The organism is Shouchella miscanthi (genome assembly GCF_007725405.1).
Taxonomy (GTDB): Bacteria; Bacillota; Bacilli; order Bacillales; family Bacillaceae_D; genus Shouchella; species Shouchella hunanensis.
Window position 1 is genome coordinate 3,773,931 of the sequence record NZ_CP042163.1, and the last position, 26,002, is coordinate 3,799,932.

The following is a 26,002-nucleotide window of genomic DNA, read 5'->3' on the forward strand; positions in this document are numbered from 1 at the left end:
ACACCATGTTCACAACACATCACATTGGCATAAACGTACACGACCTAGAAGCAACGCTTTCCTTTTACAAACGCTTGCTTGACGCTACGCTCGTCGAACGCATGGCGTTAAACGGCGAAGAGCTTGCGTTTATCCGAATTGGCAACACCTTGATCGAACTCGTCGATTCAGGGCAAGACAAAGAGGAGGATTCATCCGCCTCCTCCATCCATCTTGCTTTTCAAACAAACAACCTCACAGACGCCATCGTTCGCTTTCAAGGGCAACAGATAAAGCTAGAAGAAGGCCCCTATCATCTAGAAAACGGCTGGAAAGCGGTATACTTTCGGGGCATCAACAACGAATTAATTGAACTGATTGAATGCCCCTCTACAAAAGACTATGCTTAACCGCAAACAAAGCCGCCTGTGTCCGGTCGCTGACGTGCAGCTTGGAAAACACATGAGATAGATGAGTTTTCACCGTTTTTTCTGTAATCCCTAACCGATCGGCAATTTCTTTATTGCTATAGCCTGAAGCAATCTCCACAAGCACTTCCCGCTCTCGCTTTGTTAGGAGTTCGATGGCCTGCTCTTCCTCAGACATTGGCGTCGCAATCCGGTTGAGCACGAATTTCGTTACTTTATCATGCAGCTTATTTTCACCGTTTAAAACCGCACGCATCGTTTCCACTAATTGTTCTGGATCGATGTCTTTTAACTGATAACCATCGGCACCAGCCTGTAAAGCCGGAATCACATGATCCTTATCAGAAAAGGAGCTCAACACTAAGATCTTCACATGAGGATAGAGAGCTTTTATCTGGTTCGTCGCTTCCATGCCATTTAATTTCGGCATAAACAAATCCATTAAAATCAAATCAGGCTGAACGGTTTTCAGCTTCTGGAGTGCCTCTTCCCCATCATTTGCCTCACCGACAATCTCCATCTCTTCGATGGTATTCAAATAAAACACTAACCCTTTTCGGACAACCGTATGATCGTCCACAATCATCACCTTCATACGTTATCCCCTTGTACTAGCGGTATGCTTATATTCACGGTCGTGCCTTGATGCCGCGCAGACACAATCGTTACCGTACCGCCCATTTCCTGTACTCGTTCCTTTATATTCACGAAACCCATTCCTTTTCTCACAGTGTCGGGATCAAACCCGATCCCTTGATCGACGATCTGTACCGTTACCGCTTCACTACCAAACAACAGACGGACCGTTACATCCTTTGTCTTCGCATGCTTCTGGCAGTTGTTTAACCCCTCTTGTATCAAACGCCACACGCACACTTCCAATGGTTCAGCGATTTTCTTTAATCCTTCTACTTCTACTACAACAGCTAAGCCAATCAAACGCGCATACGCTTCAACCTTTGCCGCAAGCCCAGACTCCAATCCTTCTGGACGAAGCTGTTTAATTAACTCTTTTAATTCCACAAGAGCTTGATTGCCGAGCTCATGAACATGGGCAACCGTCGCTTTCATGTCCCCATCCTCTAGCTGCCGCTCTAGCCCTTTCGCATGCAAGATCAAGGAAAATAACAATTGATTCACACTGTCATGCAAGTCCCGAGCAAGCCGATTCCGTTCCTCCCGCCGCCATAGCTGTTGCTGCTGCCGATTCAACTCAAACTGCTTCAACTGCAGGGAAATATGTGTTAGCACCTCATATAACACCGACTCAACCCCAGCCGATAACCCTTCATCATACACACACAGCTCAAGCAGATGCTGGTCAAACGGCAAGCGTACCGTCTTGCTCGCGTCCCCTTCTTCCCCAGTGAACGTAGACCACTCATTGTAGAAAAACCGAACGCCCTTCCATCCAAAAAACGTCTGTAAAGTCTCCCCTACCGTTGCCAAATAGTCGTCCTCATTCGCCACATCCCGTTGAAAGGCGAGATACTTTCCAAGCTGAGAAAGCAAAGCCGTCTGCTTCTGTTCCTCAATATACGCATTCAACCGCTTAATCGTTGCTCCAATTTGATACGCCACCGTTTCAAACAATTCCAATTCATTCCGGGAGAACGTATCAATAGACGGCGACGCAATATTGATTAACCCAAGAGACTCACTTCCGGCTTTAATCGGGATCGTCGCATGCCGAGACAGGCCCCCTGTATCGCCCCAGTCGTTCTCTACAGCAAGCTTTAATCGCTTACAATTCATAATATTAATCGGTTCATGAAGCTCCCCGTTGTTGTATTTATTCACACAATAACAGCTACCCTCTTTAAGAGGCGCGCACGCCTGATGCATCAACCCTTGTGGCAACCCTACTTGCGCCACCAATCGCTGCTTCCCTTGCGGCGATACAAGAAAGATCCAGCCCGTTTTAAGCCCAGTCGTTTCAAGAAGAGAGACTAACACGGCCTGTAAAATGTCTTCGATTCGTTCCCCTTCATTTAACGTTTTCGCAATTTCTTTTAACGTCTCGATACTGTTCATTTGTGACTCCTGTGATGGTGTGTCTTTCGTTTAGTTTAGCATGAGAGGGGTTGAGGTGGGAGGTAAAATGGTTGGGGAAAAAGCATGGTTAAATAAGCAATACACATTATACGTACTCATTGTACATATTGCCTTAGTGAGGTGGTATACTAAAAACACTATCAATAGAACGATAGATAGGCGCTTCCTTGCATGGAGAGAACGGAACGGTGCGTCGAGTATTTTTGCAAAAAGCTTAATAGATACAAGTAGGTATCGGAGTATTTAGTACATTAGACATGAATACTTACGAGGTCGTAATGTTTTGCTGAATGTCTTCATCCATAGCATCAATCTTCTTAACAGTTGCTAACACTTGCTGAAGCAATTCGTTCATATTCTGGCTTTCAAGCACATGGGCATGATGCAACAACTCCATCTTTATTTCAGCTAAAACGAGACGAGAATAAATTGCAGACATAAGAAGACCTCCAACATTAAAAATAACGATAGATGAACAATCTGTACGCGACTGATTAATTTCACTATATACGAACAAACTGTACATGTCAATACAAAAGGAGTTTGCAAATGGCTAATTTTCAAGAACGCTTAAAATCCTTAAAAAACGAATCATCAACAAGTTATCAAAAGTTAGCAGAATACCTGGGGATTAGTTTAAGAGCTGTGCAACATTACGCAAGTGGCGCACGCACTCCTGATTTAGAGGGTTTAATTAAGATTGCTGATTTTTATGAGGTATCAATAGATTATTTAGTGGGGAGAAGTGATGAAAGGGAGAGAAGGTGACAAACACCAAACAAGTTATACATTCTTTGCCTTTGTAGAGTGTCTTAGATTCTACATTTTAACATCTAATGACTCTATTAGTTTGAATAACTCTTTAGCTTTTCAACGATTTCTTTCATTACAACCTCTAAGCTGCCCTCTTTTTCTTTTTCTATTTTCTCCGTTATTTCTACCAGTATTTTTTGTAATGTCAGTTGATCTAAGTTTGAAAGGTTGTCCATTACCCTCACCTCAACGGTTTCTATTATTTATTATATAAAATACACCTCGTTGCCTTAAAGATTTAAGACAACGAGGTGGATATTATGCATACTCTTTTTCAGTTTTCACAATTGGTCTTCCCACTGAAAAATAGTCTACTTTTGCTTTTTTCATTTCTTTAATATCAAAGCAGTTTCTACCATCAAAAATAACGGCTTCTTTTAAATTTTCTTTAAACTGCTCTGACGTAAGCGAGCAAATCTCATCCCATTCCGTTACAATAAATGCAGTGTCTGCATCTTTAATGGCTTCTAACGCACTATCTGCATAGTTGACAGCTTCAGGAAGTATCTTTTTTGCATTACCCATCGCAATAGGGTCATACCCAACAACGGTAGCCCCTGCTAGAACCAACTCGTGAGCAAGAACAATAGATGCCGCTTCTCGCATATCATCGGTATTTGGTTTAAAAGCTAGTCCAAGCATCGCAATTGTTTTACCTCTTAACGAGCCAAAGTACTCTCTAGCTTTGTCTACTAATAACCGCTGTTGCTTATAGTTCACTTCAATAACCGCTTTTAACAGTGTGAACTCATGCTCAACATTCCCTGCAATTTGGACTAAAGCACTCGTGTCTTTAGGGAAACAGGAACCACCATAACCGATACCAGCATTCAAGAACTTGTCCCCAATCCGCTTATCTTGACCCATTCCCTTTGCCACATCATCAATATTTGCATCTAACTTATCACAAAGATTCGCTATCTCATTCACAAAACTAATCTTTGTCGCAAGAAACGCATTAGAAGCATATTTAATCATCTCAGCACTACGAATATCAGTACGGAAAACAGGAATACCAAAAGGCTGATTAATCTCTTCAATTAAATCACCAGCAATTGGACTATTTGCACCAATTACAATACGATCTCCATGGAAGGTATCTTGAACAGCTGAACCCTCACGAAGAAATTCAGGGTTAGAAACAACATCAAACGGAACATCTGTAAGTTGCTCTATATATCTTTTAATATAGTCATTGGTGCCAACAGGTACGGTACTTTTTGTAACAACAACAGCATAATTATGTAGATGGTCTGCTATATTCGTTGCTACGGATTCGATAAATCTTAAATCAGCTGTACCATCTTCCTTTTGTGGGGTTCCAACAGCAATATATATAGCATCGGCACCTTCAAAAGCTTTTTGATGTTCTGTTGTAAATGAGAGGCGCTCTTCTTTAATATTTTTCACCATTAACTCGGATAAACCAGGTTCAAAAATAGGCGATACTCCATTAAGCATGCTATTAACTTTATTTTTATCAACATCTACACAAGTTACAGAATGACCAATTTCTGAAAGAGCTACACCAGTAACAAGACCGACATAGCCTGTGCCTACGACAGCAATTTTCATTTTAGTTTATACCTCCGTTTTTAAAAATGAAGTTATATCAGAGATAACTGACTTTGTCAGTTTAGATTTAGTGTCTTGTTTGTATTCATCAAACTTTTTATCTTTAATATCCATTAATGCATCACTTAATTCATTTACATCTGTTACCAATTCTACGTAATTCATATCATAAAATATTTTTGAAATCTCTAATTGATGATCATCTACATGTTCACCATATTTAGACAAGCGGGGTACTACTATAGTTTTTTTATTGTATTTTAAGCCATCTATAATTGAACTAGTACCACCATGACAGATATAGATATTTGCCTCTTTTAAAAGCTCGTGGTGCCTTTCTTTTTTTACAAAATCAGAAAAATAAAAGTTTATTGGTTTATAATCACTTTTTCCAATTTGGCAATAGACATCCTCTTTTATAACTCCAGTACTTTTTAGTTCATCAATCACTTTAATAAGACGGTTAAATTGAAAATGCTGTGTCCCAACTGTAACATAAATCAATAAATTGCCCCCTTGTAAATAGCTTTTGGATAGTTATTTAATAACTCTTGCCACTGAACGTAATGTCTATCAGAGAATTTGTAAATTATTTTTCCAGTCAAAGTGGGCGAATGAACCTTGGCAAAACTTTCAATAAATATAATTTTCCCACCTAATATTTTTGCCAAAAGACAAAAAGGTATAGTTACGCCAGCCCCTGTTGTAACTACAACCTTTGGTTTAATTTTAAATACATATTTTATTGAATTTACAACATTCAAAAGGAAAATAAAAGAAAAATACCATTTTTTTCTATCTTGTTGTCTTAAAAATCGTATGTCGTTATACATATTTGAATCAAGTGTTTTATTTTTTTCAGTTATGAGTACAAAACTGCCCTTATATTCCTTAATAATTTGTAGTAGCTGAGAAAAATGTCCTCCACTTGAACTTATAAAGACTACTTGCTTCTTCATTTAATATACAGTCCTTTTAGAAAATTCATTAATTCATTGCTGACTTTTTCTTGATCGTAATTTACTGCTGTTTCAATTGATTTTTCACTCATAGATAATTGCTCTTCGTAACTCATATCATAAAAGCACTGAATACTATTGCTTATCTCTGAATAATTTCCTGGAGATATTAAAAAACCATTCTCTTTGTCATCGATATACTCTTTCAATCCACCTATGGAACTTCCGATAACCGGAGTTCCACAAGCTAAAGCCTCAAGACCAACTAACCCTAAACTTTCACCTTCTCTTTTTGTAGGGAAAATAAATAAGTCTAATATATTATACAAGTCTACTAGATTTTGCTGAGGTTGAGAGTCTAAAAGTATTACTCTTTCTTTTATGTTAAGTTCGTCTATTAATTTTAATAAATCTTTAATTTCTGGACCTGATCCTACAACTAAAAACTTAACATCCCCAACATTTCCCTTCATTTGAATGTTGCTAATAGCTCTTAGAAAATCATCCCATCCTTTACCAAAAGAGATTCTTCCTATAAAACCAACATATTTATATTTACAAGACAAATTATATTTTTCGTAATTTAATACTTTTTGTTTTTTGAACATATTTCTATCAATGCCATTAGAAGGACTTATAAATATAGAACTGTTATTTTCAGGATACTTTTTATTAATTAACTTTTTATAATATGAAGAAGGAACAATAATGTTATCTACTTTCTTCACAATATTTCTAACTAAAATTTGAAACAATAGCTGACTCTTTTTTTCTGGTATCAGATCACTGCCATGAAAGTTTAATATAACTTTTTCCTTAACTATATCACTATTAATAAAGAATAGAGGCAAACAATTGTGGGATACATAATGTATATAGATGTAGTCGTAGTCATTACTTTTTACCCTCTTAAGTATTTCTCTATAATGAGAAATATAACTAACTAATTTTCTTAACTTACTTTCCTGTTTATACATAACAATCTTTTCTATTTCAAAATGCCTTTTTAGTAAATCGTTACTTTTTTTTACGAAAGTACCATAATAAGGATGTTCTTTATTGGGGTACATATTGGAAATTAAAAGAATTTTCATATTAGCACCACTTCAAATCTCTATTTTCTTAAATGTTCATTGTTAACTATAAGTAACCCACTACAAATTAAAGCAAAATAACTCCCCGATAATGCAGAGAATATTACATGACCTCCTAAAAAGCTATACATCATAACGATAATGAAACCAAAATAATACCTTGAGTAATCTTCTCTAATTTTTTTTCTTCTACTAACTTTAATAAAAATAGATATTAGATATCCATAAATTAAAACCAGACCAATTATTCCATAACTAAAGAAGACATCAAACATATCCATTTCTATTGGGGTTGGTCCTCTATTAAGAAAGTAACCCGTTTCTAATAAGTGTGAATAGTAGCCGACACCGAATAAAAACCTTAGTACATCAAAATCAGAATTATTAAACGCTGTGATAGCAGCAGATAAAAAACCATCTCTTCCCGTTAAGATAAAAGTAGAAAAGCTATTATTTTCAACAGCATCTTGTTGAAAGAAAAAAAAGTGTCTATCAAAAGCCGCTAATAGATCATCTAAGAAAAATAATTGAATTGATGCATAAACAATACCAAGCGATAAGCCCATAATACTTATCAACTTGAATTTATTACCAATAGTTTTGCTGGAATTTACCCCTTTAAGAAGGTAGAATATTACAATTAAAACACCAAAAAACATACTGGCTTTTGAACCTAATAGTAATAAACTAGTAATTATCAAGAGTACACTAATAGCGTATAATAAAAAGCGTTGCTTGTTTTCTATCCCCTTAAACATTAAATCTAAAGCAAAGATTAGCATCATAAGTAAAACTACATTTAAATCATTAGCAGCATAGAAAAATGCACTATATCCAACGTCTAAAACATACATAGAATAACCAACACCAAAAACCCATGGAATCACTATACACAATGGAAACAGAATAATACTAACCTTGAACACCTTTTCTATTGTATTCAAATTTATTTTCCCATAATTATAAAGTGCTCTCAAAGCCTCAATAATGACTATTATTAGGAAGACTCGCATAACCTCCATTAAGTCCGTAAATAATCCTGAGGCAGATTGATGGTAGTAAAAAAATATAAATTGTATAAAGATTAGATAGTATAGTACCCATATGCCGATTGAAGCATTATATTTTTTCTGATATTTAACCGCGAATCCAATCATCAAAAGAATTACTATTATCCTGTAAACTTGCCCAATTGTAACTGGTAAACTGTAATTATGAACTAAAAAACCGTTAAAACTATCCACTAATGCAGTAAACGCAAATAGAAGAAATATTAATTGTTGATATTTGTTATTAAGCACTAGATCAGTATTCACCACTTAATACCCCTTTTTAACAGTTCACTGTATTTTACTTTTAAGGATTTTTGCATAAAACTGAATAAATTGTAGAACGAAATTTAATTTGGACGTATTAATAACTCTCTCTTCTTGAGCAACTTTTCTTTTAGTCAAGATACTATTTATTGCTGTATCAATACTATAGTCTCTATTAATCTTCAAAGAAAGATTTTCTAACTCTTTATTATCGTAATTTCCCATATTAATATCAGAAATTATACCCTTTAAGTCACTTAAGTTATCCGGATTTAACAGCCCTCTACCCGAGAAATTATTTTCCCTTAACTGTTCATAAGAAACCTCATTACAAATTTTATATTTCTTCTCTTCATTTACAACAAGCGCGTATCTACCATAATATAACGAATCGATGATACAGCGTCCTTTGCCCAGAATTATATGAGAGTTATTAATATAATTTATTACATCATCCCTGTAACCCTCAATGAATATTATTTTTTTATTACATCCGTTATTAATTTGATTTGCGTAACTTTTTACTTCATCAGCAATTTCGCCATCTCCAAGTATTCTCATCACAACAGAATTACTACTCGACTCTACATTTAATTGCTTTATAAGATCCATAGAATAGAAAATAGAATGTTTTTTACTGTTATCCAATCTCGAAATTAATAAAACGTTACAATCTGATGAATCTACATCTTTTATAGATTTTAAATTTGCATCATTAAATTTGAACCTATTAGGTAAAACAGTTATTAAGCTTGTATTTAAGCCTAAATATTTCAAAGCATTTTTATTTTCCTCACTAAAAACTATCATATTTAAGCGCTCTAAGTGTTTAGGTGTATAAGTCGGTACCTCGCCACCAGGAATTATACAAAGGATCGGCACACTAATCAAATTTTGTAAAAGTGAACCGTATATACAATCTTGGATTGTACACATTACTAATAAATCAGGTCTATCATGTTCTATCAGTTTTATTAGCTGCCTAAGAGATTTTATGTTTTGAATTGGGGTTTTAGAATTAAATTCTCTTAACGAATATGTATCAAATTTCTCATCTTGGAATTTTTTTTCGTTAAAACTAAACTCACCAATAATTTTTACACTATCACCTTCCCCCCGAAAAATTTTAGCATATTCAAGCATGGATATTGGTGCTCCTCCAGAAAATTTGGATAGCTTCATAAATATCTTCATTTTATTAATCCCTCTAACTTTTTCTCATCTTAATTTTCGCAACAAGTTTTTGAGCTTCATAAATATCGGATTTTTTTAATAGGATCACATCAGCGATTTTTAAATTCTCTCTTCTAACATAAACTATTATAAATAAAATTCCGGAGATCAAATATGTAATTGATGATGTTATGGCAGCACCCTCTATTCCATATCTCGGTATAAATAAAAAGTTTAACAATATATTAATTATTAACGGACCCGTAGTAACCCATATTGCATACATAGGGTATCCTCTACCGGCTAAGTCAGAATGTAATACTTTTACAATAACCATAAAAAATACACCCGGTAATAATAATTGTATTATTAACGCTGCTGGTGCATAAACCTCTCCATATAATAATCTAATTAGAGGATCAGAGAAGACAGCAAAAGCAATACAAAAAATAAATAAAGCTGGTAAAATAAATCTCATTAACATAATAGATCTATTAACAGCTTCCTTGGTAGATTTACTGTTCGCACTTTTACCAAATAACACAAGGCTCACAGCTGCTGGAACTTGCCAAATTAATTCGGCCATATTTGTCCCTACAGAATAATAACCTACAGCTTCGGAATTAACAAAATACTCCAGAAATACGATATCTATCCTGTAATTCAATTGAAGAATAAATAAGGCTAGACCAAAAGTAACACCTTTTAATAATAATTCTTTCGATATATTGAAATTAATTTTAAATTTAATTGGATATGCTTTTTTAATAACTCTCAGACTATACAAAGCTATTATTATCCCTATTATTAATTGAACCAGTAATGCACCCAATACATCTAGATTAAATATCCAGACTAGTAATATCACCAATATAAAGTTTAATATTATTTTATAAACTTCAAAACTGTTAATAATTGCATATCTCTGTATCCCTTGGAAAACTCCCTTAGCATAATTAATAATAAGATTAAACGGAATTGTAAGCGCAGCTATCAATAGTAGCATGGGATGGTATTGAGTATATTGTAAAGTGAAAGCGGTAAAAACAATTATTACACTAAAAAAAGAAGTGACAAACCAAAGAAAATTGAGTGAAGATATCACTTCTTTTACAGTATAGAGTTTACGCCCAATAAAATAAGCAGATGCTTGTCTTAATCCCAATTCAGCCAAAGATATTAATAATAATGGAACTACCATAATAGAAGTTACAATTCCCTTACCTTCCGGTCCTAATAAGCGAGCGAGAAGTACAGAGACAACAAAACTTCCTAATAAAACAATAATCCTTGTAATTAACGTTATTGAAATATGCAATAACGTACTATTACTTTCAACTTTTCTCATTAAGATTACCTTCTTCTTAATTACTCAACCCTCTTTACTTTTGCACCTAATGAGTTGTACATTTCAACGAAATTATCATAACCTCTTTCTAATTGATAAATATTTGTAACAGTAGTTATTCCTTTTGCTGCTAAAGCAGCTACTGCTACCGCTGCTCCCCCTCTAATATCAGTGGCCTTAACCAGAGTGCCTTCTAATTCATTAACACCGTCAACTTTAGCTATTTGACCTTGCGCACCATTCACACATATAAAATCCCCATCTTCTACTGAGATTTTTGCTCCCATTTTATTTAATTCGTTACAATACTTAAAACGACCATCCAATATTGTCTCTTTTATTTTAGAATTCCCTTTTGCAAAGGTCATTAATAATGTATGTAGAGGCTGAATATCGGTGTGAAAACCTGGGTAAGCTCTTGTTGTTATATCACTTGGTTTGAGATCATTTTTTTTTGCTTGAATTCTTAATCCATTATCTTCTTGACTGAATTTTATATTTGATTTAGTCCAAACCTCAATTTCACTGAACAATAAATCTCTATCAAAATTTTCCAGTAATACATTGCCATTAGTGATGGCAGTTGCAGCTATAACTGTTGCACCAATAATGCGGTCAGGCATTACTAGATGGTCCGTTCCTTTTAAATCACTAACACCTATTATTCTTAATGTTTTTTCACCTGTCCATTCAATATTTGCACCCATTTTTTTCAATAATTCTATTACATCTATTACTTCGGGGTTCTTCGCAGCATTATGTATAGTAATTTGAGAGTTGTTCTTTGTAACAGATGAAAATATGGCATTTAAAGTCCCACCAAAAGTTGGATAATAGAACTCAATTGATAACTCTTTTGAGCAATTACCAGGATATAACTTTATCCCATCTTCTTCTGAGATTCCATCTCCCAGAGCAGTTAAAGCATCAATATGCATATCATGCTTACGATTTCCTAAATCACAACCACCTGGCATTGGAATGAATATTTCTTTTTTCCAGCTACTTGATAATCCAAGCAAGAGCAAAGAATGCCTAATTTTACTACATATATCGCTATCTAGTTCTCCCCCATTCCAATTAGACCCATTACATACTAACGTATCATCCAATTTATTATATATGACAGAGGCTCCACCATCTCTTAAGAGCTGTATAAGTAATTTCATGTCATTTAGATTTACTGGCACGTTGTGTAGTACAACGGTATCTTTAGATAAACATGCAGCCACAATTGCAGGCAAAGCAGCATTTTTAGCACCTGGTATTTGAACTTTCCCTTCTAGTGGAAAACCACCTTCTATTTCCAAATATGGTGCTGTAATTGTATTTTGTTTTTTATCTATAATATCTAAATTATACATCAGTACAACCCTCTCTATATTCCTAAATTTTAATAAGCAGCCTTTGGTTTTAACATAACACCTATTGTTTTTATTATAAGTATAGTGTCTTTTAAAATAGTTCTTTCTTTTATATATTGGATATCCATCTCGACCATCTCTTCAAAGCCCACATCATTTCTCGCGCTCACTTGCCAAATTCCCGTACACCCAGGCTTTACAAGTAACCGTTGTTTATGATAGCTGCTGTATTCAGCAACTTCTCTAGTTAATGGAGGTCTTGGCCCAACTAGGCTCATATCGCCTTTTAAAACGTTTAATAACTGAGGCAATTCATCAATGCTTGTTTTTCTAATGAATTTACCAATTCTCGTCACACGTGGGTCATCCTTCATTTTAAACATATGTCCACTCACTTCATTTTGCTTCAGTAAGTCATGTAGTAATTCTTCTGCGTTGCTTACCATCGATCGGAACTTGTACATATAGAACTCTTTCCCATCTTTCCCGACTCGAACTTGTTTAAAGAAGATAGGACCTTTTCGGTCTTCATATTTAATTAAGATGGCAATAACTAAAAATAAGGGTGATAAGAAAATGATGCCTAATAGAGACGCAATAATATCCAACGAACGTTTACTAAAGAGATAAAAGATCGAATCATTAATATGTAGTTCTTCTCGTACTTGCGCTTTCTTTTCCGCTACCTTTCTTTCGCGCGCAGCCTCCATCTAGACACTCCTTTATTTTAAAAATGCTTGATGTTCCGTGACGTATTGAATCAATTTCTTCATTAACTCATCTCTCAATTCGTCGTTCTGCATCGCAAATTCAATTTGCGTTAGCACGAATCCTAGCTTTTCACCGACATCGTAGCGGCTTCCTTCAAAGTCATACGCATATACTTGTTGAAGCTCGTTTAATGCTTGAATGGCATCCGTCAGTTGAATCTCTCCACCTGCTCCTGTTTCTTGCTGCTCTAATAACGCAAAGATTTCTGGGGTTAATACGTAACGTCCCATAATTGCTAAATTGGAAGGTGCCGTACCTGATTTTGGTTTTTCAACAAATTGCGATACTCCGTAAAGGCGTCCATTTTGTGATGTTGGATCAATTATTCCATAGCGGTGTGTCGCATCATCTGGGACGGTTTGTACGCCAATAACCGAGCGTTCTGTTTCTTCGTATTGATTCATTAATTGTTTTAAACAAGGTGTATCCGCTTGTACAATGTCATCGCCAAGAAGCACAGCAAATGGTTCATTTCCAATGAATTTTCTTGCACACCATACAGCGTGTCCTAATCCTTTTGGTTCTTTTTGTCTTATGTAGTGGATATCAATCTTGGAGGATGCTTCGACTTTCTCAAGCATATCGAGCTTGCCTTTGTTAAAAAGGTTTTGCTCTAGTTCAAAGGAATGATCAAAATGGTCTTCGATCGCTCGCTTGCCTTTTCCTGTTACGATGATAATGTCTTCAATTCCAGACTGTACTGCTTCTTCAATAATGTACTGAATTGTTGGCTTGTCCACAATTGGCAGCATTTCTTTTGGCATGGCCTTTGTTGCTGGTAAGAACCGAGTCCCTAAACCAGCTGCTGGTATGATGGCTTTTTTTATTTTTTTCAACACAATTCCCCCTATTATCTCTAATACAACAATAAAAAACAGTTAGAAAAATCCCTACATTATACATGTAAGCGCTTTTCTAACCGTTTTTTTTAATTTTTCGTATGGTCGTATTGACCAGAGGCATTGAACCTCTCCTCACACCATGCCATCGGCGACCAGCGCCTAAGGTGATACCCTTAGCATAGCCGAGTGCCTTCATTGATAATGGTATTGAAGACATGACCAAATAGATGAAACACTCAAAAACGAACAAAAAGTGGTTCAAACCCCACTTTTTTGACAATATCATGCTGATTTCTACAAGTTTGAGAGCGCTACTCATAATTTACCATAGTTTTATAGGAAAGGCTAGAAAACTTTCCTCCAAAATAAACCTTTTATTGTTAAGCTTTGGTTACGGAATTGGTAGATATTATAAAATTAAAGCAATACTTTATGTTGGTTTTACAATTCCTTCTGTAAGGACACTGATCGTCAAAGGACCAATTTTCAATCAGTAAACGAGATTTTTTAAGATCATTAAAATACACAATTAACCACAGGTATAAATTATTTCTAAAATTTATTGATATTCTCTATTATTATAGATCTTTTCACCTATAATTTATGTAAATGTTTTAAAGGGGGCAAGAATTATGAAAAAAATATTCTTTACAACAATTTCTTTCAGTGTTTTTGCATTATTACATTCGAATTATGCCGTTGCATCAGTAGAAGATGTCGTTATCAAAAAAGAAAATGGATCTGTCGTCTTAGAACTACCTGATAATGAAAATGTTATAAAGATCTATAGTCAAAATGAGCTTTTAGTAACAAGTCAAGTTAACCACTTTGAATTAGAGTTAGAAGAAGAAGTAGAGAATTATAAAATAGATTTTTTAAATGAGGGCAATGAGATTATTGATCAGTATTATTTAAAAATTAAAAATGATGAATATCTGTTCGATACTGATAATAACTTATTTTTAGATACTGAGACTGGTTCTGAAGATCCTCAGGAGCATGATCTTAGAGAAGCTTTAGCAAGCAATTCATTAGAAGCTATAATAAATGACAATATCGTTAAGTTATTTTGGTCTGATTTACCAACTGATTATCCGTATGAAATTTTTCGCGATGGAGAGTTAATCGGTACTACTGATAATGAATACTTTATAGATGATGCATTAGAAAAAGGAACTTATTACAATTATCAAGTTGCGGCTGCATTAACAATGGAAGAAGAATATAGTACACCATTAGAGCTAGAGCTTATGAATAAAGGGCTCACTTCTGATGAGATTGAAGAGGCATTAAAGATAGAAGGATCATTGAATACATTAATTGAAATACCAAATGATGAATTTCAAACATTCGCTACTTTACCTAACCCGACAGCAAAAGGAAATTTTTTAATAAGGTATAATACTTTCATTCCAGCTAAATCAGTTAAAAATCCTAATCCAATTTCTAATCATAATTGGTTTAAAGGAGATAACCGGGGTTTTTCAGCAACTTCAAGTAAATATAGAACAAGAGCCGATGTTTCAACAAAAATGACTGATGGTAATTCAATAACCCTTTCAAAGTCAGTAGGCGAAACAGTTGGCTGCAAAGATGAAAATTGCAATACTGTTACAGGGAGGCAAACTGCCAGTAGTAGTGGTATTACAATGAACAGAGGTACAAATACGACAAGTACAAAAACGTGGAATGTCAGACATGATATAGGTATTCCATTCAGTAAAGTTTATCCTAATATTAATTACTTTTATGAAGCAACCCTTAAAAAGGCTCCTTCTTTTAGTGTAAACGGCGCACATGATAAAGCACCAAACCATGAAATGTACATTAGATCTTTAAATGGCTCAACTTACACAAAGCTTTATACAAAAACCGGAGGGTCATTTTCAAATTTAATTCCTGGTATGCCTCAACAAAGCTTTAAATTTAGTTATTAATAATTAAACAGGTTGGAGGTAGTGCTACTTGTATCAATCAGTATTTAACTTTTCTTTTAAATTAATGGCTTATTTACTAACGTCTCTCTTATTATCACTTATGGTTGGAATGCTCTATAGCCTTTATTTATTGCTCATTGGAACTGAATTAACAGGCTTTACCTTCTGGGATCATTCTTTTTTAGCTGGTTACTTTGTTTCACCTATTGTTATATCATTGGTCATAAGTTATTTTATCTCTAGAAAATACCTCAGTAGATCGAGAAGCATAGTGACTGCAATAATAATTGCTTTACTGGTGTTAGGTATTCTTTTTCTTCTAGAGTATTAAACCTTTCTATCTATACAAGATCATTGAATGAAGGGTTAGTGCCCCGAATAAACTAGGTGCACACTTAACAGGTGTTCAAAATACTCCCTTCTCATCAAGAGGATGGGGAAAGGGGTTGCAATTTAACTAACCAACGGCATAGTAGTTTCATCAATATTTGAGAAATACCTTACGAACGTATCAAAGTAATAAGTAAAAGAAAAACCTCACGTCATGCTCCCTTCAATGTAAAAAATTTGGAGGGAGCATTTTTGTCGATTAGACTCGGAGTTGGTTTACTAAATTATTCATGCTTTATAGTTTATGAGGAAAATACACTCTGTTGTCACTCAACCTCAAACTCGTAGACAACTTCCAAGTCCTTGTTTTTGAATTGCAATTGGATAGGACTAGAAACATCCGCTTCTAGAAAACCAAAGGAAAAGAAGACGCCTTGTTCCTCATCAATTGGAAGCTCTCCACTCTCTGTCTTTAATAGAAACAGAATGAATGTTGTTATCCTTATAACGTTTCTGTAGTATGTCAAGAAAGCACAGATCAATGATAAACCTGTGCTTTGAGTAATATCCTTCTCTGTATTTATTCTAACGTGAACTAGAGTTTTCACTATCATTCTTTATTTTTAAAAGCCATGGATAGACAAAGAAGTATACAAGGAAAAAGCCAAGTGAATAATAAAAGGCTTGCTCTAAACCTAGTATAAAAAAGGTACCAATAAAAATAATTATTGAAATAGAAAACGATAATAGAAAACGATTTTTTGAATTCATGTCATACTCCTTCCCTCTTTATTTTTCTTACACAAAGCATTAGACTTGGTGTCGAAAAATTATTGGTTTTTTGTGATTAAGAGGAAATTGCCGAATATTTTTAGTATCTTCGCAAAATATAAATATTATACGAACCACTCCCAAAACCATTTTGATAGACTCTGATGACTTTTTATGGGTTCACTGAAATTCCACTCTAACTAAAAACGAAATGCTTAGTAGATTAACTGATTATAACCATATATGATAAATTTATAAATACAGACTATTAATAATTTATAAAAATTTTATAAATGGGGGTCTTCATTTGAAGAAATTATCTCTTTACACACTATCTTCTTTTTTCTTATTAGCCGGATGCTCTTCAGGGACTGACTTGAATGATGTTCAGTTTGTTCATTCCCAGTTTGTTTCTGAGCCGATACCAACTTTTGCAATGATTCTCGAAAACGAAAACAATCAGGAGATTGATGTTGCCTACGAACTATTGTTTTTGGATGATGGAGTAAATGAATACTTTGAACATGAGAGTGCATCTATTCATGCTGAAATCCCAAGTACAATTCCTGAAGACCAAGAGTTCACTTTCTCTGTTAACCTTGAAGAAGTGCCACCAGATGAAATCTTAGAGAATATGTATGATTTTAATTTGAATCTTCAAGAGTTTGATGGAAATGAGATTGTTAATGAGAGAATCATTGAAGTCAGAGCAGAATAATAAAGATGACTAGAAGAGTTTAGGCTCTTTCTAGTCTTTATTTAAAGGAATACCCTTATTACCTTTTATGTGGTCGGCATTGTTTACATACATAAAAACACTGATCCTCTTTTATGTAATAAGATTTAATCGTGTCTGTTCTCCACCTATCAATATATAAAAATAAAAAAACAACCAGCTGATTCTTTGGTTGTTCAAATTAAATGAAACGTATTGCTTATCTCAATTACCTGTTTCATTTTTGGGTGGTGAGTAAAGCTCAATTACGCTATAGTCAGTATCTTGTTTTGAGGATGAAGCATCGAAAGAATTGGATACAAGATAAAGAGAACTTACAATAAGTAAAGCTGCGATCATGGCAAATACTTTCTTCATGACTGATCAAGTCCTAAAATCGCTTTACACTTCATATCGTGCGCATACTTAGTAAAATAGGCGGTTTTTTTTAGGTCTCGACTCCGTTTATAATATTTCGAAGCTTCACTGCTCATCTCATAAGCTTCATAAAAGCATTGACTTGATTCTAGTAATTCTAAACCCTGCATAATTAACGAATTCTCTTCATCTACATATAAACCACGGGTGACCATTAGCTTCCCTTCAATATCTTTCGCATTCTTCAGTTTGGCCTCTTCTTCTAGCCACGCTAGCCCTTTTGGTTTTTCACCTAATCGTATTTCTAAATTTATAATATGATAATGAGCTTTTATAAAAATAGCTGACTTTTGAAATTCTGGATTCTCTAGAGCTTGTTTAAAGTAAGCTATAGCTTCTTTAAAGTTACCTCTCCAAATTCTGTTGATTCCAATATTATAGTTGGTTACAGCTTGATCATAAGGAAAAGATTTTGTGACAGTTAATAAATCATCATACATCTCTTGAGCCTTAGCTTGTTGATGAAGTTCATTAAAAATGCTCGCTAAAATTTGCTTGCACATAAAGACATTAATCTTATAGCTGGAGTTCTTCTCAAAAAATTCTAAGGCTAGTTCAAGATAGGTATATGCGAACGTGTATTGATCGATTTGATAATAACTAATCCCAAGTTTCTGATAGAATTCAGCTTTTTCCACAGGATCTTTGACTTCTTCTATTAATCGTTCGGCAATTTTATAGGTACGTATCGCCGACTTATAACGCTTGTGATAAAACTCAGCTCTCCCACAAACATAGTAGTACATGAATTTAAGATAATCGTCTGCCTGATTTGCAATGCCCTCCAATACACTCACATCTAATTTGGTTTTCGCTTCCTCTGGAGACACTTTCAAGATTAATAGATCATATTGCAATGAAACTAATTGATAATAAGCAAGCATTTTGTCGTCTGGGTTCATATTGGCAACCAGTACATCGACTTCTGGCTTTAACAACTTTGCTTGTTTTACATCATTTGTCTTAATACAACTATACCAATCTACGATTTTTTTGTCCTACCCTTTCAACTGCTAAACCCTCCATAACTGCCCTCTTTTCTTTCTATATATACTGAAAAACCCTCGTCTGTTCAAAAGATGAGGGTTTTCCAAAATAATAAAGGAGTACTACTTAGATCGTGTAGCGATTTTACAAATCAATTCAATCAATGCTCATGCTTAATAAAAGTTTCTACTAAACCAAAACTCGCAGGACTATGCTCATGCTTAGGACCTGCTGTATCAATAGCGTTTGCCGTAAAACCTATAGAACCTAGAACAAAAACAACCACTAAACCAGTTAACAACTTTTTCAACTTTGATCAACCCCTAGTATTGTTTTATTACTCATTTCATTTGCACACTCCAAGTAATATAAAGCCATTTCGAAATCATTCATCTTTTTATAATGTTTGGAAATCTCTTCACATAAATCACGGCACTCATCATAATATTCGTTAGCCTGCAGTAAATTTATACCTTCTTCTATAAACGAGTAGCCTTCATTTAAATACAGACCACGACAAATTAAAAGCTTCCCTTTAATTTCTTGTGCATCTTCATTATGTACTTCTTCCTCTAATTGTTCAAGTCCTTCAGTATAGTTTCCCAACCTCATTTGTAAATTTAAAATATGATACCTTGCTTTTAAATAGATAGCTGAATTCCTAAATTCTTCAATTTCTAACGCCTTCTTGAATTGTTGGATGGCTTCCTCAAAATTGCCAACAAGAATTCTATTAACTCCTCTATTATAAGTAGTGAGTCCTTGATAATATGAATATGGTTTTGAGAGAACAATTAACTCATTATAAATCACTTCAGCTTTTTCATATTCCTTAAGTTCACTGTGAATACCTGCTAAGATTTGCTTACAAGATATCACATTCAATATGTAACTAGGGTCTTTCTCAAAGATCTCTAAAGCCTGTTCCAGATAGGAAAACGCAAAGGTATATTGATCAATCCGATAATAACTGATTCCAAGCTTTTGATAGAATTCAGCTTTTTCTAAAGGATCTTTTACTTTTTCAATTAACCGTTCCGCTATTTTGTATGTTCGTATAGCTGACTTATAACGTTGTTTATAAAACTCAGTCTGACCCCATACATAGTAATACATAAAGTTTAAATAATCATTTGTTTGAACGGCGATGTTTTCTAATATCGTTTCGTCTAACGCTTCTGTCTTTTCATCTGGAGCTTCTCTTAGAACCAACAAATCATACTGCAAGGAAACCAATTGATAGTAAGCTAACATTTTGTCGTCTGGCTCCATATTCGCAACCATTATATCCACTTCTAGCTTTAATAATTTTGCTTGTTTTATATCCTTTGTCATAATGCAGCTATACCATTCTACAATTTGTTGTCCTACCCTTTCGACAGCATATGTCTTCATATTCAATCCTCATTTCTTCAATTTCAATCTCTTCCATTTAGTATACAGGAAATTAATTGAAATTTAAGATTTTCGAAGTTGGGAAAATGGTTGAACCAGTAAGTTTTTTACATATCTGATTTTGTCTATTAGTGTCATTTTTAGTCGAAAGGATTTGGTTCTTACTTCATAGTCTACGAGAAAAACAACCTCAAATTCGTAGACGACTTCCAAGTCCTCGTTTTTGAGTTGCAATTGATTAGCACTAGAAACATCCGCTTGTAGAAACCTAAAGGAAAAGCAGACGCCTCGTTCCTCATCAATCGAAAGCCCTCCACTCTCTGTATAACATAATGAATGCTGTTGTCCGCGACAAGAGAGCTAGGCAAAATAATGTCATTAGACGTTTCTTAATTTACTCTCCTCCTAATTACTAAATCAGCTCAAGGATTAAACCATTTTGCTCGCATTAATATGATTTACTGTCTCTTTCTTCTATTGCACGCCAATATCTAAGAATTACCGTCATGCGTTTATTTACAAAGGATACCTTAGTATTTATAACTATGTTTCTATAGATTTGTTACAAGCAGTAAGAGATAGATATATAAAAGCAAAAAAGCTCCTTAACCAAAAATTGGAAGGAGCTTTTAATTGATGATTAGTATTCTAAGATTTTTTATACAAGGTATTGATTAAAATGAAGCAGAAACCTCACCGTGCATTCCAGTACCAGTGCCTGGAGCCCAATAAGTATGCTTCCAATTAGCTATTGTTGCTCCGATGTTTGTATGAATAAAACTAATTTCCCAAACTGTTTCACCGTTAATTTGAATTCCACCGTTTGAAGTCCAAGGATCAGAAGTCACTGCATTATAACTTGATAGCGGGAGCCAATTGCGTTGAATAGAGCTATTTGCTTGCATTGTATCTTCATCTACATAGCAACAACCATCACCATCAACAGCGTAACCAGTGAAATTTAATGTAGTTGATACTCGAACAACATCCACCCCAAGGTAATCAGATGTAACGGCGTGAGTTAGAGAATGCGCTTGTCTATTTCTTGTGCTAGGTGCAATATCGCTCTCAACGCCGATAGTAATATCACCATTATAGAGAGAAGTATTGCCATTTCCATTCTCATCTATTTTTATAGATGAGAGAGCTTCCGAGATCTCCAAAAAAACGTCTGGACTCATAACATAATCTACAAATTGTTGTTGTTCTGCAGCACTAAGTGATTGAAAATCATTAAGAGTTTTTTGAGCATCTTGTTGCATATGGAAATCAAAATCTGCTCTAAAAAATGATTCACTCATGTGATCCTTTAAATAATCTTCATACTGTTCGGGTGTTTCAATGTTTTCGTAATCATTTGATGCCTGAGCTATTAATCCTCCGCTTAATATACACACCGGTATTACAAACATTGAAAAACCTAACTTCTTAAATTCCATAAAATCACATCCTTATACATTTATTTACATTAATTAAACCATAAATAAATATGTAAGTAAAGTAAATAAAGGGAATTTAAGTAATTATTATAAATAAATTACAATTTATTGGTTAACGGATGGATTACTTGCCACTATTAATGTGAGCAACAAAAAGACAATAAGGATACCAACTATAATGATCATTACTTTCATAAACTTTGTCATAGGTCTCACCTCCAAACTCACTACTTATCGTAGCAAATAAATCCCATTAATTTCTAGAGGCAGATAATTCACATATAACTCAATATCCTAAATTAAAAATTTTTAAACAAAAAGTAAGGGCGAACATAGTTTTAATACATCCATGGTTTCTTATCAGCATTATTTATTCGAAGAACATAAAAAAAAGCCCCTTCATAAGAAGGAGCTTCCACACCACAAACAATTTCTGTTAGAGGCTGTTTACCTTATACGAATGCTGGTACGACGGTATTTTCACTTCCGACCATGCGGATTTTTGATTTCGCCATCTCGATTGCAGCTTCTTTTGCTTTTTGTAAGTAAGCTCTAGGATCTAAGCTTTCTGGTGCATCTTCAAAGTGCTGACGGATGGCTTCTGAATAAGCGTTCTTTAATTCAGTCGAAACATTCACTTTGGCCATTCCGAGTTCGACACATCGGCGTACATCTTCCTCTGGTACGGCTGATCCCCCATGTAGTACGAGCGGAACATCGACGATTGAAGCAATTTGTTCAATTCGTTCAAAATCAATTTCTGGTTTCCCTTTGTATATGCCATGAGCTGTTCCAATAGCTGGTGCTAGAGTAGGTACTCCTGTTTGTTCAACGAATCGTTTACACTCTTCGGGAATGGCTTTCTGCGCATCTTCTTCAGCCACAACGATGTCATCTTCTACGCCACCGACTTTGCCGAGCTCTGCTTCAATGTTAACACCTAATGTTTTTGCCAACGCGACGACTTCTTTAGTACGAGCAACATTCTCGTCAAATGGATGCATCGACGCATCAATCATTACAGAGGTATAACCGGCGCGAATGGCTTCTTTTATGACGTTATAATCTGTGCAATGATCCAGGTGCAGACCAGTTGGAACATTAAAATGCTCAGCTGCTGCTTTTGCCACTCGCACAAGGTTGTCCGCTTTTAAAGATTGAACCGTTCCCACTGTTGTTTGGAGAATGACCGGTGATTTTAATGCCGCTGCCGCTTCTAACACCCAAAAGATGCTATCAAATGAATGGACGTTGAATGCGACAATGCCGTGTTTATTCGCTTTCGCTTTCTCTAGCATTGGTGTCGTTGATTGTAATCCCATTAGTTGTCATCTCCTGTAATAGCTAAATTAATGTTCTCTGAAAGTTCACGTGCAGTCTGTGCCTGAAGAAAACCATCTCTTTTCTCGTCGTCCATCAGGGCTGATGATAAGGCAGCCAACGCTTGCAAGTGAGTAGAGCCAGCTTCTTCTTTTGGAATAAGCAACGAAATAAAGAAAAAGGCGGGTTGATCATCAAACGAGTCCCAATCAATCCCTTGCTCCGTTCGAACAACGATGATGCCCGGTTGGGTAATGGTTTCAGCTTGCGTGTGAGGAATGGCAAATCCGTCTAGGAATCCCGTTGTGCTCTGTGCCTCTCTCTCTTTTAAACCCGCCATCACTCTTTCTGCGTCTGTTGCTATCCCATTTTGGACAGCAATCTCAGCAATTGTAGAGAAGACCTCTTCTTGTGTTTTGGCTGTTGCATGCAAATGAATTTGATTTTCCGTTATCATGCCTTTCACTCCTTTAGGTGTTTAGTCTTCGATTGGTTTCCCTCCAGCAATCTTCTTGCGGTATAAGCCAAATAGAATGCCGGCTAGAATGGAGCCAGTTAAGATAGAAAAGACCCATTTTAATGCTCCTGTTACAACTGGCAAGACGAGAAACCCGCCATGTGGTGCTGGCACTTGGACGCTAAAGTAATACGTCATAATGGCAGCGATAGACGATCCGAACATAAGGATTGGTAATACAACAATCGGGTTTTTCGCCGCAAAAGGAATAGCACCTTCCGTAATATGAGTTGAACCTAGTATAAAGTTGACCATTCCAGCGTTACGTTCTTCTTTCGTGAAATATTTACGGTAAAACAAAACAGCAAAAGCGGTAATAAGCGGGGGTGCAATACAAGCCGCAGATACCCCTGCCATAAAGTAGAGATTTCCTTGCGATAACAACAATGTTCCTGTTACATAAGCCGCTTTGTTTACCGGTCCACCCATGTCAAATGCACACATGGCGCCTACAATTAATCCTAATAACAGCGGGCTCGAAGTCTGGACGGAAGACAAGAAGGTCATCATTCCTTCATTTATGGAGGCAATCGGTGTCATAAGCGGGAACATCACTGCTCCGATTAGGAAAATACCGAGTACTGGAAATAAGAAGATCATTTTCAACCCGTCTAAAGACTTAGGAAATTTCTTCATGACGAATTGTAGAAGAACAATGAGATAACCAGCGGCAAAACCAGCTATAATACCACCAAGAAAGCCAGCGCCAGTTTCAACGGCCAATAGTCCTCCTATAAAACCAACAACCATACCTGAGCGTTTTCCAATCGATTCGGCAATGAACGCAGCCAGGATCGGAACCATTAAGCTAAAACTAAGTCCGCCTAAGTTGTTTAAAAAGCTAGCAAAGGCATTATAGGTTTCATGGTCTGGATCGGCCGAATAAATCCCAAATAAGAAAGATAAGGCAATCAGTACCCCACCACCTACGACAAATGGAAGCATGTGAGATACGCCATTCATTAATGACTTATAGATAGAGCGCCCAATAGAGCCGCCTTTTTTAGTTGTAGGCTTTTCTGTTCCTTCTTGGTTTGTGTAGCCACTTTTTGCTTTATAGATGGGAGCTTCATCCGTAAGAATTTGTTGAATAAGCGCCTCTGCTCCACGTAACGCTTTAGCCACTGGAACATCAACAACAGGTTTTCCATGAAACCGATCGGCGTTCACATCCTTGTCAGCGGCTACAATCACGCCTTTTGCTTCTTGTATGTCCTGCTCAGTTAAAGCGTTCTCAATTCCAGCCTGACCGTGGGTCTCAACTTTGATTTCAATGTCTACATCCATTTTCTCGGCCGCTTTTTTTAGTGCTGCCGCTGCCATAAATGTATGCGCAATGCCAGTTGGACAACCTGTAACAGCAATGATTTTAACTTGACTCATACGTATTCCCTCCTAGTTACTTCAACTTGATTCAAAAGTTGCGGAACATCCTGCAGATCACTTAATCCCTTAGAAAATGCCGTTGATGCCCCTGTAGCTGTAGCCCTCATTAAGGCTTCCTCTAAAGGGGTTTCATTCTTATACAGTCCTATAAATGTTCCAAGTAGCGCGTCGCCCGCACATGCTGTATTAAGTACGTCCCCTTTAGGAGAAGTGGCAAGGATACATGTATCATCATTTATAAAAATGCTACCCTTCTCTCCACGAGAAATGAGAATGTTCCTAGCGCCTTGAGTGAGTAATTCTTTTCCGTAATGGATACACTCTTCTTCGGTTAATTCGTGCTCAAGACCAAAGAAATCAGCGAGCTCTTCTTCGTTCGGTTTAAGAAGGTAAGGCTTGTGGTGTAAAATAGCCTGAAGCGAGCGGATACTTGTATCTAAAACAAAGTCAATTCCGTTTGTTTCACAGATCTTTGCCATCTCTGCTAAAATTGATTCGCTTACATTTCTAGGTAGGCTACCTGAGACAATGAATGTATCTCCTGCATGAAATTGCGCTACTTTATCAAGCAATTCCTGTTGTTTTTCATCTGTTACTGGAGGCCCTTGATTTACTAGCTTGTACTCTTTATCTGCATTCATAAACACGTTGACTCGCGTAATGCCATCCACTTGAACAAAATCGGTCTTTACATCCATTTCATGTAAGGATTGCTCAATAAAGCGCCCGGTAAATCCAGCAACAAATCCCATCGCTACACTATCGATCTTATACTTTTTTAATATAATCGAGACATTGACGCCTTTTCCATTTGGCTGGTAGTCTTCATCGACCGTTCGATTCACTCGTCCTGGCTTCAGCGTATCTAGCTCTACGTAAAGATCGATTGCGGCGTTCATCGTGCACGTATAAATCATTTGTCTCACCAACTTTTCTTGGTTTTCTTTCTTGTCCTTATTATGGCACGAGCTATTTTGTAAATGTTTTCAACTTATGAAAACAAGTAGCGCATAACAAAAACCACGCTTCTCGTTAAAAGATGGAGAGGCG

General features: G+C 35.7%; 27 protein-coding genes. 5 read left to right on the forward strand and 22 right to left on the reverse strand.

Annotated features, from left to right (window positions below):
* Window positions 1-5: 5 nt before the first annotated feature.
* A complete protein-coding gene (locus tag FPV17_RS19340; protein WP_038483686.1) occupies window positions 6-389 on the forward strand; it encodes a VOC family protein in 384 nt (127 codons plus the stop codon).
* Here the strand turns inward: FPV17_RS19340 and FPV17_RS19345 are convergent.
* The 3 genes from FPV17_RS19345 to FPV17_RS22095 all read right to left on the reverse strand — a co-directional run bounded on the left by FPV17_RS19345 (window position 370) and on the right by FPV17_RS22095 (window position 2,901).
* Window positions 370-1,002, reverse strand: a complete 633-nt coding sequence (locus tag FPV17_RS19345; protein WP_144560116.1) for a response regulator — start codon at window positions 1,000-1,002, stop codon at window positions 370-372. The two genes, FPV17_RS19340 and FPV17_RS19345, sit on opposite strands and share 20 nt — an antisense overlap.
* Window positions 999-2,441: a GAF domain-containing sensor histidine kinase gene (locus FPV17_RS19350; protein WP_144560118.1), complete on the reverse strand. Its 1,443-nt coding sequence runs from the start codon at window positions 2,439-2,441 to the stop codon at window positions 999-1,001. Before FPV17_RS19350 ends, FPV17_RS19345 begins: the two co-directional genes overlap by 4 nt.
* A gap of 286 nt (window positions 2,442-2,727) precedes the next feature.
* The gene (locus FPV17_RS22095; RefSeq protein WP_186370665.1) at window positions 2,728-2,901 is read right to left on the reverse strand and encodes a hypothetical protein; all 174 of its coding nucleotides are present in this window, start codon (window positions 2,899-2,901) and stop codon (window positions 2,728-2,730) included.
* 110 nt (window positions 2,902-3,011) lie between these two features.
* On the opposite strand from FPV17_RS22095, the gene FPV17_RS19355 reads away from it, so the two are divergent.
* Complete coding sequence (locus FPV17_RS19355) at window positions 3,012-3,230, forward strand: helix-turn-helix domain-containing protein (RefSeq protein ID WP_144560120.1); 219 nt, start codon at window positions 3,012-3,014, stop codon at window positions 3,228-3,230.
* A 77-nt stretch (window positions 3,231-3,307) separates the two neighbouring features.
* On the opposite strand, the gene FPV17_RS22100 is transcribed toward FPV17_RS19355, so the two are convergent.
* From FPV17_RS22100 to galU, 11 genes are all read right to left on the reverse strand, one after another.
* Entirely contained in the window at window positions 3,308-3,451 is a 144-nt protein-coding gene (locus FPV17_RS22100) for a hypothetical protein (protein WP_160319302.1), read from the reverse strand.
* An 82-nt stretch (window positions 3,452-3,533) separates the two neighbouring features.
* On the reverse strand, window positions 3,534-4,850 hold the full coding sequence (locus FPV17_RS19360) for a UDP-glucose dehydrogenase family protein (protein WP_144560122.1): 1,317 nt from the start codon (window positions 4,848-4,850) through the stop codon (window positions 3,534-3,536).
* A gap of 6 nt (window positions 4,851-4,856) precedes the next feature.
* On the reverse strand, window positions 4,857-5,354 hold the full coding sequence (gene pssE, locus FPV17_RS19365; protein ID WP_144560124.1) for a PssE/Cps14G family polysaccharide biosynthesis glycosyltransferase: 498 nt from the start codon (window positions 5,352-5,354) through the stop codon (window positions 4,857-4,859).
* Window positions 5,351-5,809, reverse strand: coding sequence for a PssD/Cps14F family polysaccharide biosynthesis glycosyltransferase (pssD, locus tag FPV17_RS19370; protein ID WP_144560126.1), 459 nt, complete (start codon window positions 5,807-5,809; stop codon window positions 5,351-5,353). The genes pssE and pssD overlap by 4 nt, the downstream gene beginning before the upstream one ends.
* Window positions 5,806-6,903 carry a glycosyltransferase family 4 protein gene (locus tag FPV17_RS19375; protein WP_144560127.1) on the reverse strand — a complete coding sequence of 366 codons (1,098 nt, stop codon included), beginning with the start codon at window positions 6,901-6,903 and terminating at the stop codon, window positions 5,806-5,808. Before FPV17_RS19375 ends, pssD begins: the two co-directional genes overlap by 4 nt.
* Window positions 6,904-6,923: 20 nt before the next feature.
* Entirely contained in the window at window positions 6,924-8,219 is a 1,296-nt protein-coding gene (locus FPV17_RS19380) for an O-antigen ligase family protein (RefSeq protein ID WP_186370666.1), read from the reverse strand.
* A 24-nt stretch (window positions 8,220-8,243) separates the two neighbouring features.
* Window positions 8,244-9,413 (reverse strand): glycosyltransferase family protein, encoded by a 1,170-nt coding sequence (locus tag FPV17_RS19385; RefSeq protein ID WP_144560129.1) that lies wholly within the window; start codon window positions 9,411-9,413, stop codon window positions 8,244-8,246.
* A gap of 13 nt (window positions 9,414-9,426) precedes the next feature.
* The gene (locus FPV17_RS19390; RefSeq protein ID WP_144560130.1) at window positions 9,427-10,740 is read right to left on the reverse strand and encodes a flippase; all 1,314 of its coding nucleotides are present in this window, start codon (window positions 10,738-10,740) and stop codon (window positions 9,427-9,429) included.
* A gap of 20 nt (window positions 10,741-10,760) precedes the next feature.
* Window positions 10,761-12,104, reverse strand: a complete 1,344-nt coding sequence (locus FPV17_RS19395) for a UDP-N-acetylglucosamine 1-carboxyvinyltransferase (RefSeq protein ID WP_144560131.1) — start codon at window positions 12,102-12,104, stop codon at window positions 10,761-10,763.
* 29 nt (window positions 12,105-12,133) lie between these two features.
* Complete coding sequence (locus FPV17_RS19400; protein ID WP_144560132.1) at window positions 12,134-12,814, reverse strand: sugar transferase; 681 nt, start codon at window positions 12,812-12,814, stop codon at window positions 12,134-12,136.
* A 12-nt stretch (window positions 12,815-12,826) separates the two neighbouring features.
* Entirely contained in the window at window positions 12,827-13,711 is an 885-nt protein-coding gene (gene galU / locus FPV17_RS19405) for a UTP--glucose-1-phosphate uridylyltransferase GalU (protein WP_144560133.1), read from the reverse strand.
* Between the two features lie 638 nt (window positions 13,712-14,349).
* Between galU and FPV17_RS19410 the strand changes: the two genes are divergently transcribed.
* The 3 genes from FPV17_RS19410 to FPV17_RS19420 all read left to right on the forward strand — a co-directional run bounded on the left by FPV17_RS19410 (window position 14,350) and on the right by FPV17_RS19420 (window position 17,473).
* Window positions 14,350-15,654: a hypothetical protein gene (locus FPV17_RS19410; RefSeq protein ID WP_144560134.1), complete on the forward strand. Its 1,305-nt coding sequence runs from the start codon at window positions 14,350-14,352 to the stop codon at window positions 15,652-15,654.
* 28 nt (window positions 15,655-15,682) lie between these two features.
* Window positions 15,683-15,985, forward strand: a complete 303-nt coding sequence (locus FPV17_RS19415) for a hypothetical protein (RefSeq protein WP_144560135.1) — start codon at window positions 15,683-15,685, stop codon at window positions 15,983-15,985.
* A gap of 1,077 nt (window positions 15,986-17,062) precedes the next feature.
* Window positions 17,063-17,473 carry a hypothetical protein gene (locus FPV17_RS19420; protein ID WP_144560136.1) on the forward strand — a complete coding sequence of 137 codons (411 nt, stop codon included), beginning with the start codon at window positions 17,063-17,065 and terminating at the stop codon, window positions 17,471-17,473.
* 371 nt (window positions 17,474-17,844) lie between these two features.
* Here the strand turns inward: FPV17_RS19420 and FPV17_RS19425 are convergent, their stop codons facing one another.
* From FPV17_RS19425 to pfkB, 8 genes are all read right to left on the reverse strand, one after another.
* A complete protein-coding gene (locus tag FPV17_RS19425) occupies window positions 17,845-18,897 on the reverse strand; it encodes a Rap family tetratricopeptide repeat protein (RefSeq protein ID WP_186370808.1) in 1,053 nt (350 codons plus the stop codon).
* Window positions 18,898-19,055: 158 nt separating this feature from the next.
* Window positions 19,056-19,205 (reverse strand): hypothetical protein, encoded by a 150-nt coding sequence (locus FPV17_RS22105; protein WP_186370667.1) that lies wholly within the window; start codon window positions 19,203-19,205, stop codon window positions 19,056-19,058.
* A complete protein-coding gene (locus FPV17_RS19430; protein ID WP_144560138.1) occupies window positions 19,202-20,290 on the reverse strand; it encodes a response regulator aspartate phosphatase in 1,089 nt (362 codons plus the stop codon). The genes FPV17_RS22105 and FPV17_RS19430 overlap by 4 nt, the downstream gene beginning before the upstream one ends.
* A 674-nt stretch (window positions 20,291-20,964) precedes the next feature.
* Window positions 20,965-21,729, reverse strand: a complete 765-nt coding sequence (locus FPV17_RS19435; protein WP_144560139.1) for a hypothetical protein — start codon at window positions 21,727-21,729, stop codon at window positions 20,965-20,967.
* Between the two features lie 452 nt (window positions 21,730-22,181).
* Window positions 22,182-23,051, reverse strand: coding sequence for a class II fructose-bisphosphate aldolase (locus FPV17_RS19440; RefSeq protein WP_060704568.1), 870 nt, complete (start codon window positions 23,049-23,051; stop codon window positions 22,182-22,184).
* Window positions 23,051-23,506: a PTS sugar transporter subunit IIA gene (locus FPV17_RS19445; RefSeq protein ID WP_144560140.1), complete on the reverse strand. Its 456-nt coding sequence runs from the start codon at window positions 23,504-23,506 to the stop codon at window positions 23,051-23,053. Before FPV17_RS19445 ends, FPV17_RS19440 begins: the two co-directional genes overlap by 1 nt.
* A gap of 21 nt (window positions 23,507-23,527) precedes the next feature.
* Window positions 23,528-24,949, reverse strand: a complete 1,422-nt coding sequence (locus FPV17_RS19450; RefSeq protein WP_144560141.1) for a PTS fructose transporter subunit IIC — start codon at window positions 24,947-24,949, stop codon at window positions 23,528-23,530.
* Window positions 24,946-25,869 carry a 1-phosphofructokinase gene (gene pfkB / locus FPV17_RS19455; RefSeq protein ID WP_144560142.1) on the reverse strand — a complete coding sequence of 308 codons (924 nt, stop codon included), beginning with the start codon at window positions 25,867-25,869 and terminating at the stop codon, window positions 24,946-24,948. Before pfkB ends, FPV17_RS19450 begins: the two co-directional genes overlap by 4 nt.
* Window positions 25,870-26,002 lie beyond the last annotated feature (133 nt).

Bases quoted from the DNA above. Each gene is read 5' to 3' on its own strand.
- FPV17_RS19340 (WP_038483686.1), top strand. From the start codon at position 6: ATGTTCACAACACATCACATTGGCATAAACGTACACGACCTAGAAGCA.
- FPV17_RS19345 (WP_144560116.1), bottom strand. From the start codon at position 1,002: ATGAAGGTGATGATTGTGGACGATCATACGGTTGTCCGAAAAGGGTTA.
- FPV17_RS19350 (WP_144560118.1), bottom strand. From the start codon at position 2,441: ATGAACAGTATCGAGACGTTAAAAGAAATTGCGAAAACGTTAAATGAA.
- FPV17_RS22095 (WP_186370665.1), bottom strand. From the start codon at position 2,901: ATGTCTGCAATTTATTCTCGTCTCGTTTTAGCTGAAATAAAGATGGAG.
- FPV17_RS19355 (WP_144560120.1), top strand. From the start codon at position 3,012: ATGGCTAATTTTCAAGAACGCTTAAAATCCTTAAAAAACGAATCATCA.
- FPV17_RS22100 (WP_160319302.1), bottom strand. From the start codon at position 3,451: ATGGACAACCTTTCAAACTTAGATCAACTGACATTACAAAAAATACTG.
- FPV17_RS19360 (WP_144560122.1), bottom strand. From the start codon at position 4,850: ATGAAAATTGCTGTCGTAGGCACAGGCTATGTCGGTCTTGTTACTGGT.
- pssD (WP_144560126.1), bottom strand. From the start codon at position 5,809: ATGAAGAAGCAAGTAGTCTTTATAAGTTCAAGTGGAGGACATTTTTCT.
- FPV17_RS19375 (WP_144560127.1), bottom strand. From the start codon at position 6,903: ATGAAAATTCTTTTAATTTCCAATATGTACCCCAATAAAGAACATCCT.
- FPV17_RS19385 (WP_144560129.1), bottom strand. From the start codon at position 9,413: ATGAAGATATTTATGAAGCTATCCAAATTTTCTGGAGGAGCACCAATA.
- FPV17_RS19390 (WP_144560130.1), bottom strand. From the start codon at position 10,740: ATGAGAAAAGTTGAAAGTAATAGTACGTTATTGCATATTTCAATAACG.
- FPV17_RS19395 (WP_144560131.1), bottom strand. From the start codon at position 12,104: ATGTATAATTTAGATATTATAGATAAAAAACAAAATACAATTACAGCA.
- FPV17_RS19400 (WP_144560132.1), bottom strand. From the start codon at position 12,814: ATGGAGGCTGCGCGCGAAAGAAAGGTAGCGGAAAAGAAAGCGCAAGTA.
- FPV17_RS19410 (WP_144560134.1), top strand. From the start codon at position 14,350: ATGAAAAAAATATTCTTTACAACAATTTCTTTCAGTGTTTTTGCATTA.
- FPV17_RS19430 (WP_144560138.1), bottom strand. From the start codon at position 20,290: ATGAAGACATATGCTGTCGAAAGGGTAGGACAACAAATTGTAGAATGG.
- FPV17_RS19435 (WP_144560139.1), bottom strand. From the start codon at position 21,729: ATGGAATTTAAGAAGTTAGGTTTTTCAATGTTTGTAATACCGGTGTGT.
- FPV17_RS19440 (WP_060704568.1), bottom strand. From the start codon at position 23,051: ATGGGATTACAATCAACGACACCAATGCTAGAGAAAGCGAAAGCGAAT.
- FPV17_RS19445 (WP_144560140.1), bottom strand. From the start codon at position 23,506: ATGATAACGGAAAATCAAATTCATTTGCATGCAACAGCCAAAACACAA.
- FPV17_RS19450 (WP_144560141.1), bottom strand. From the start codon at position 24,949: ATGAGTCAAGTTAAAATCATTGCTGTTACAGGTTGTCCAACTGGCATT.
- pfkB (WP_144560142.1), bottom strand. From the start codon at position 25,869: ATGATTTATACGTGCACGATGAACGCCGCAATCGATCTTTACGTAGAG.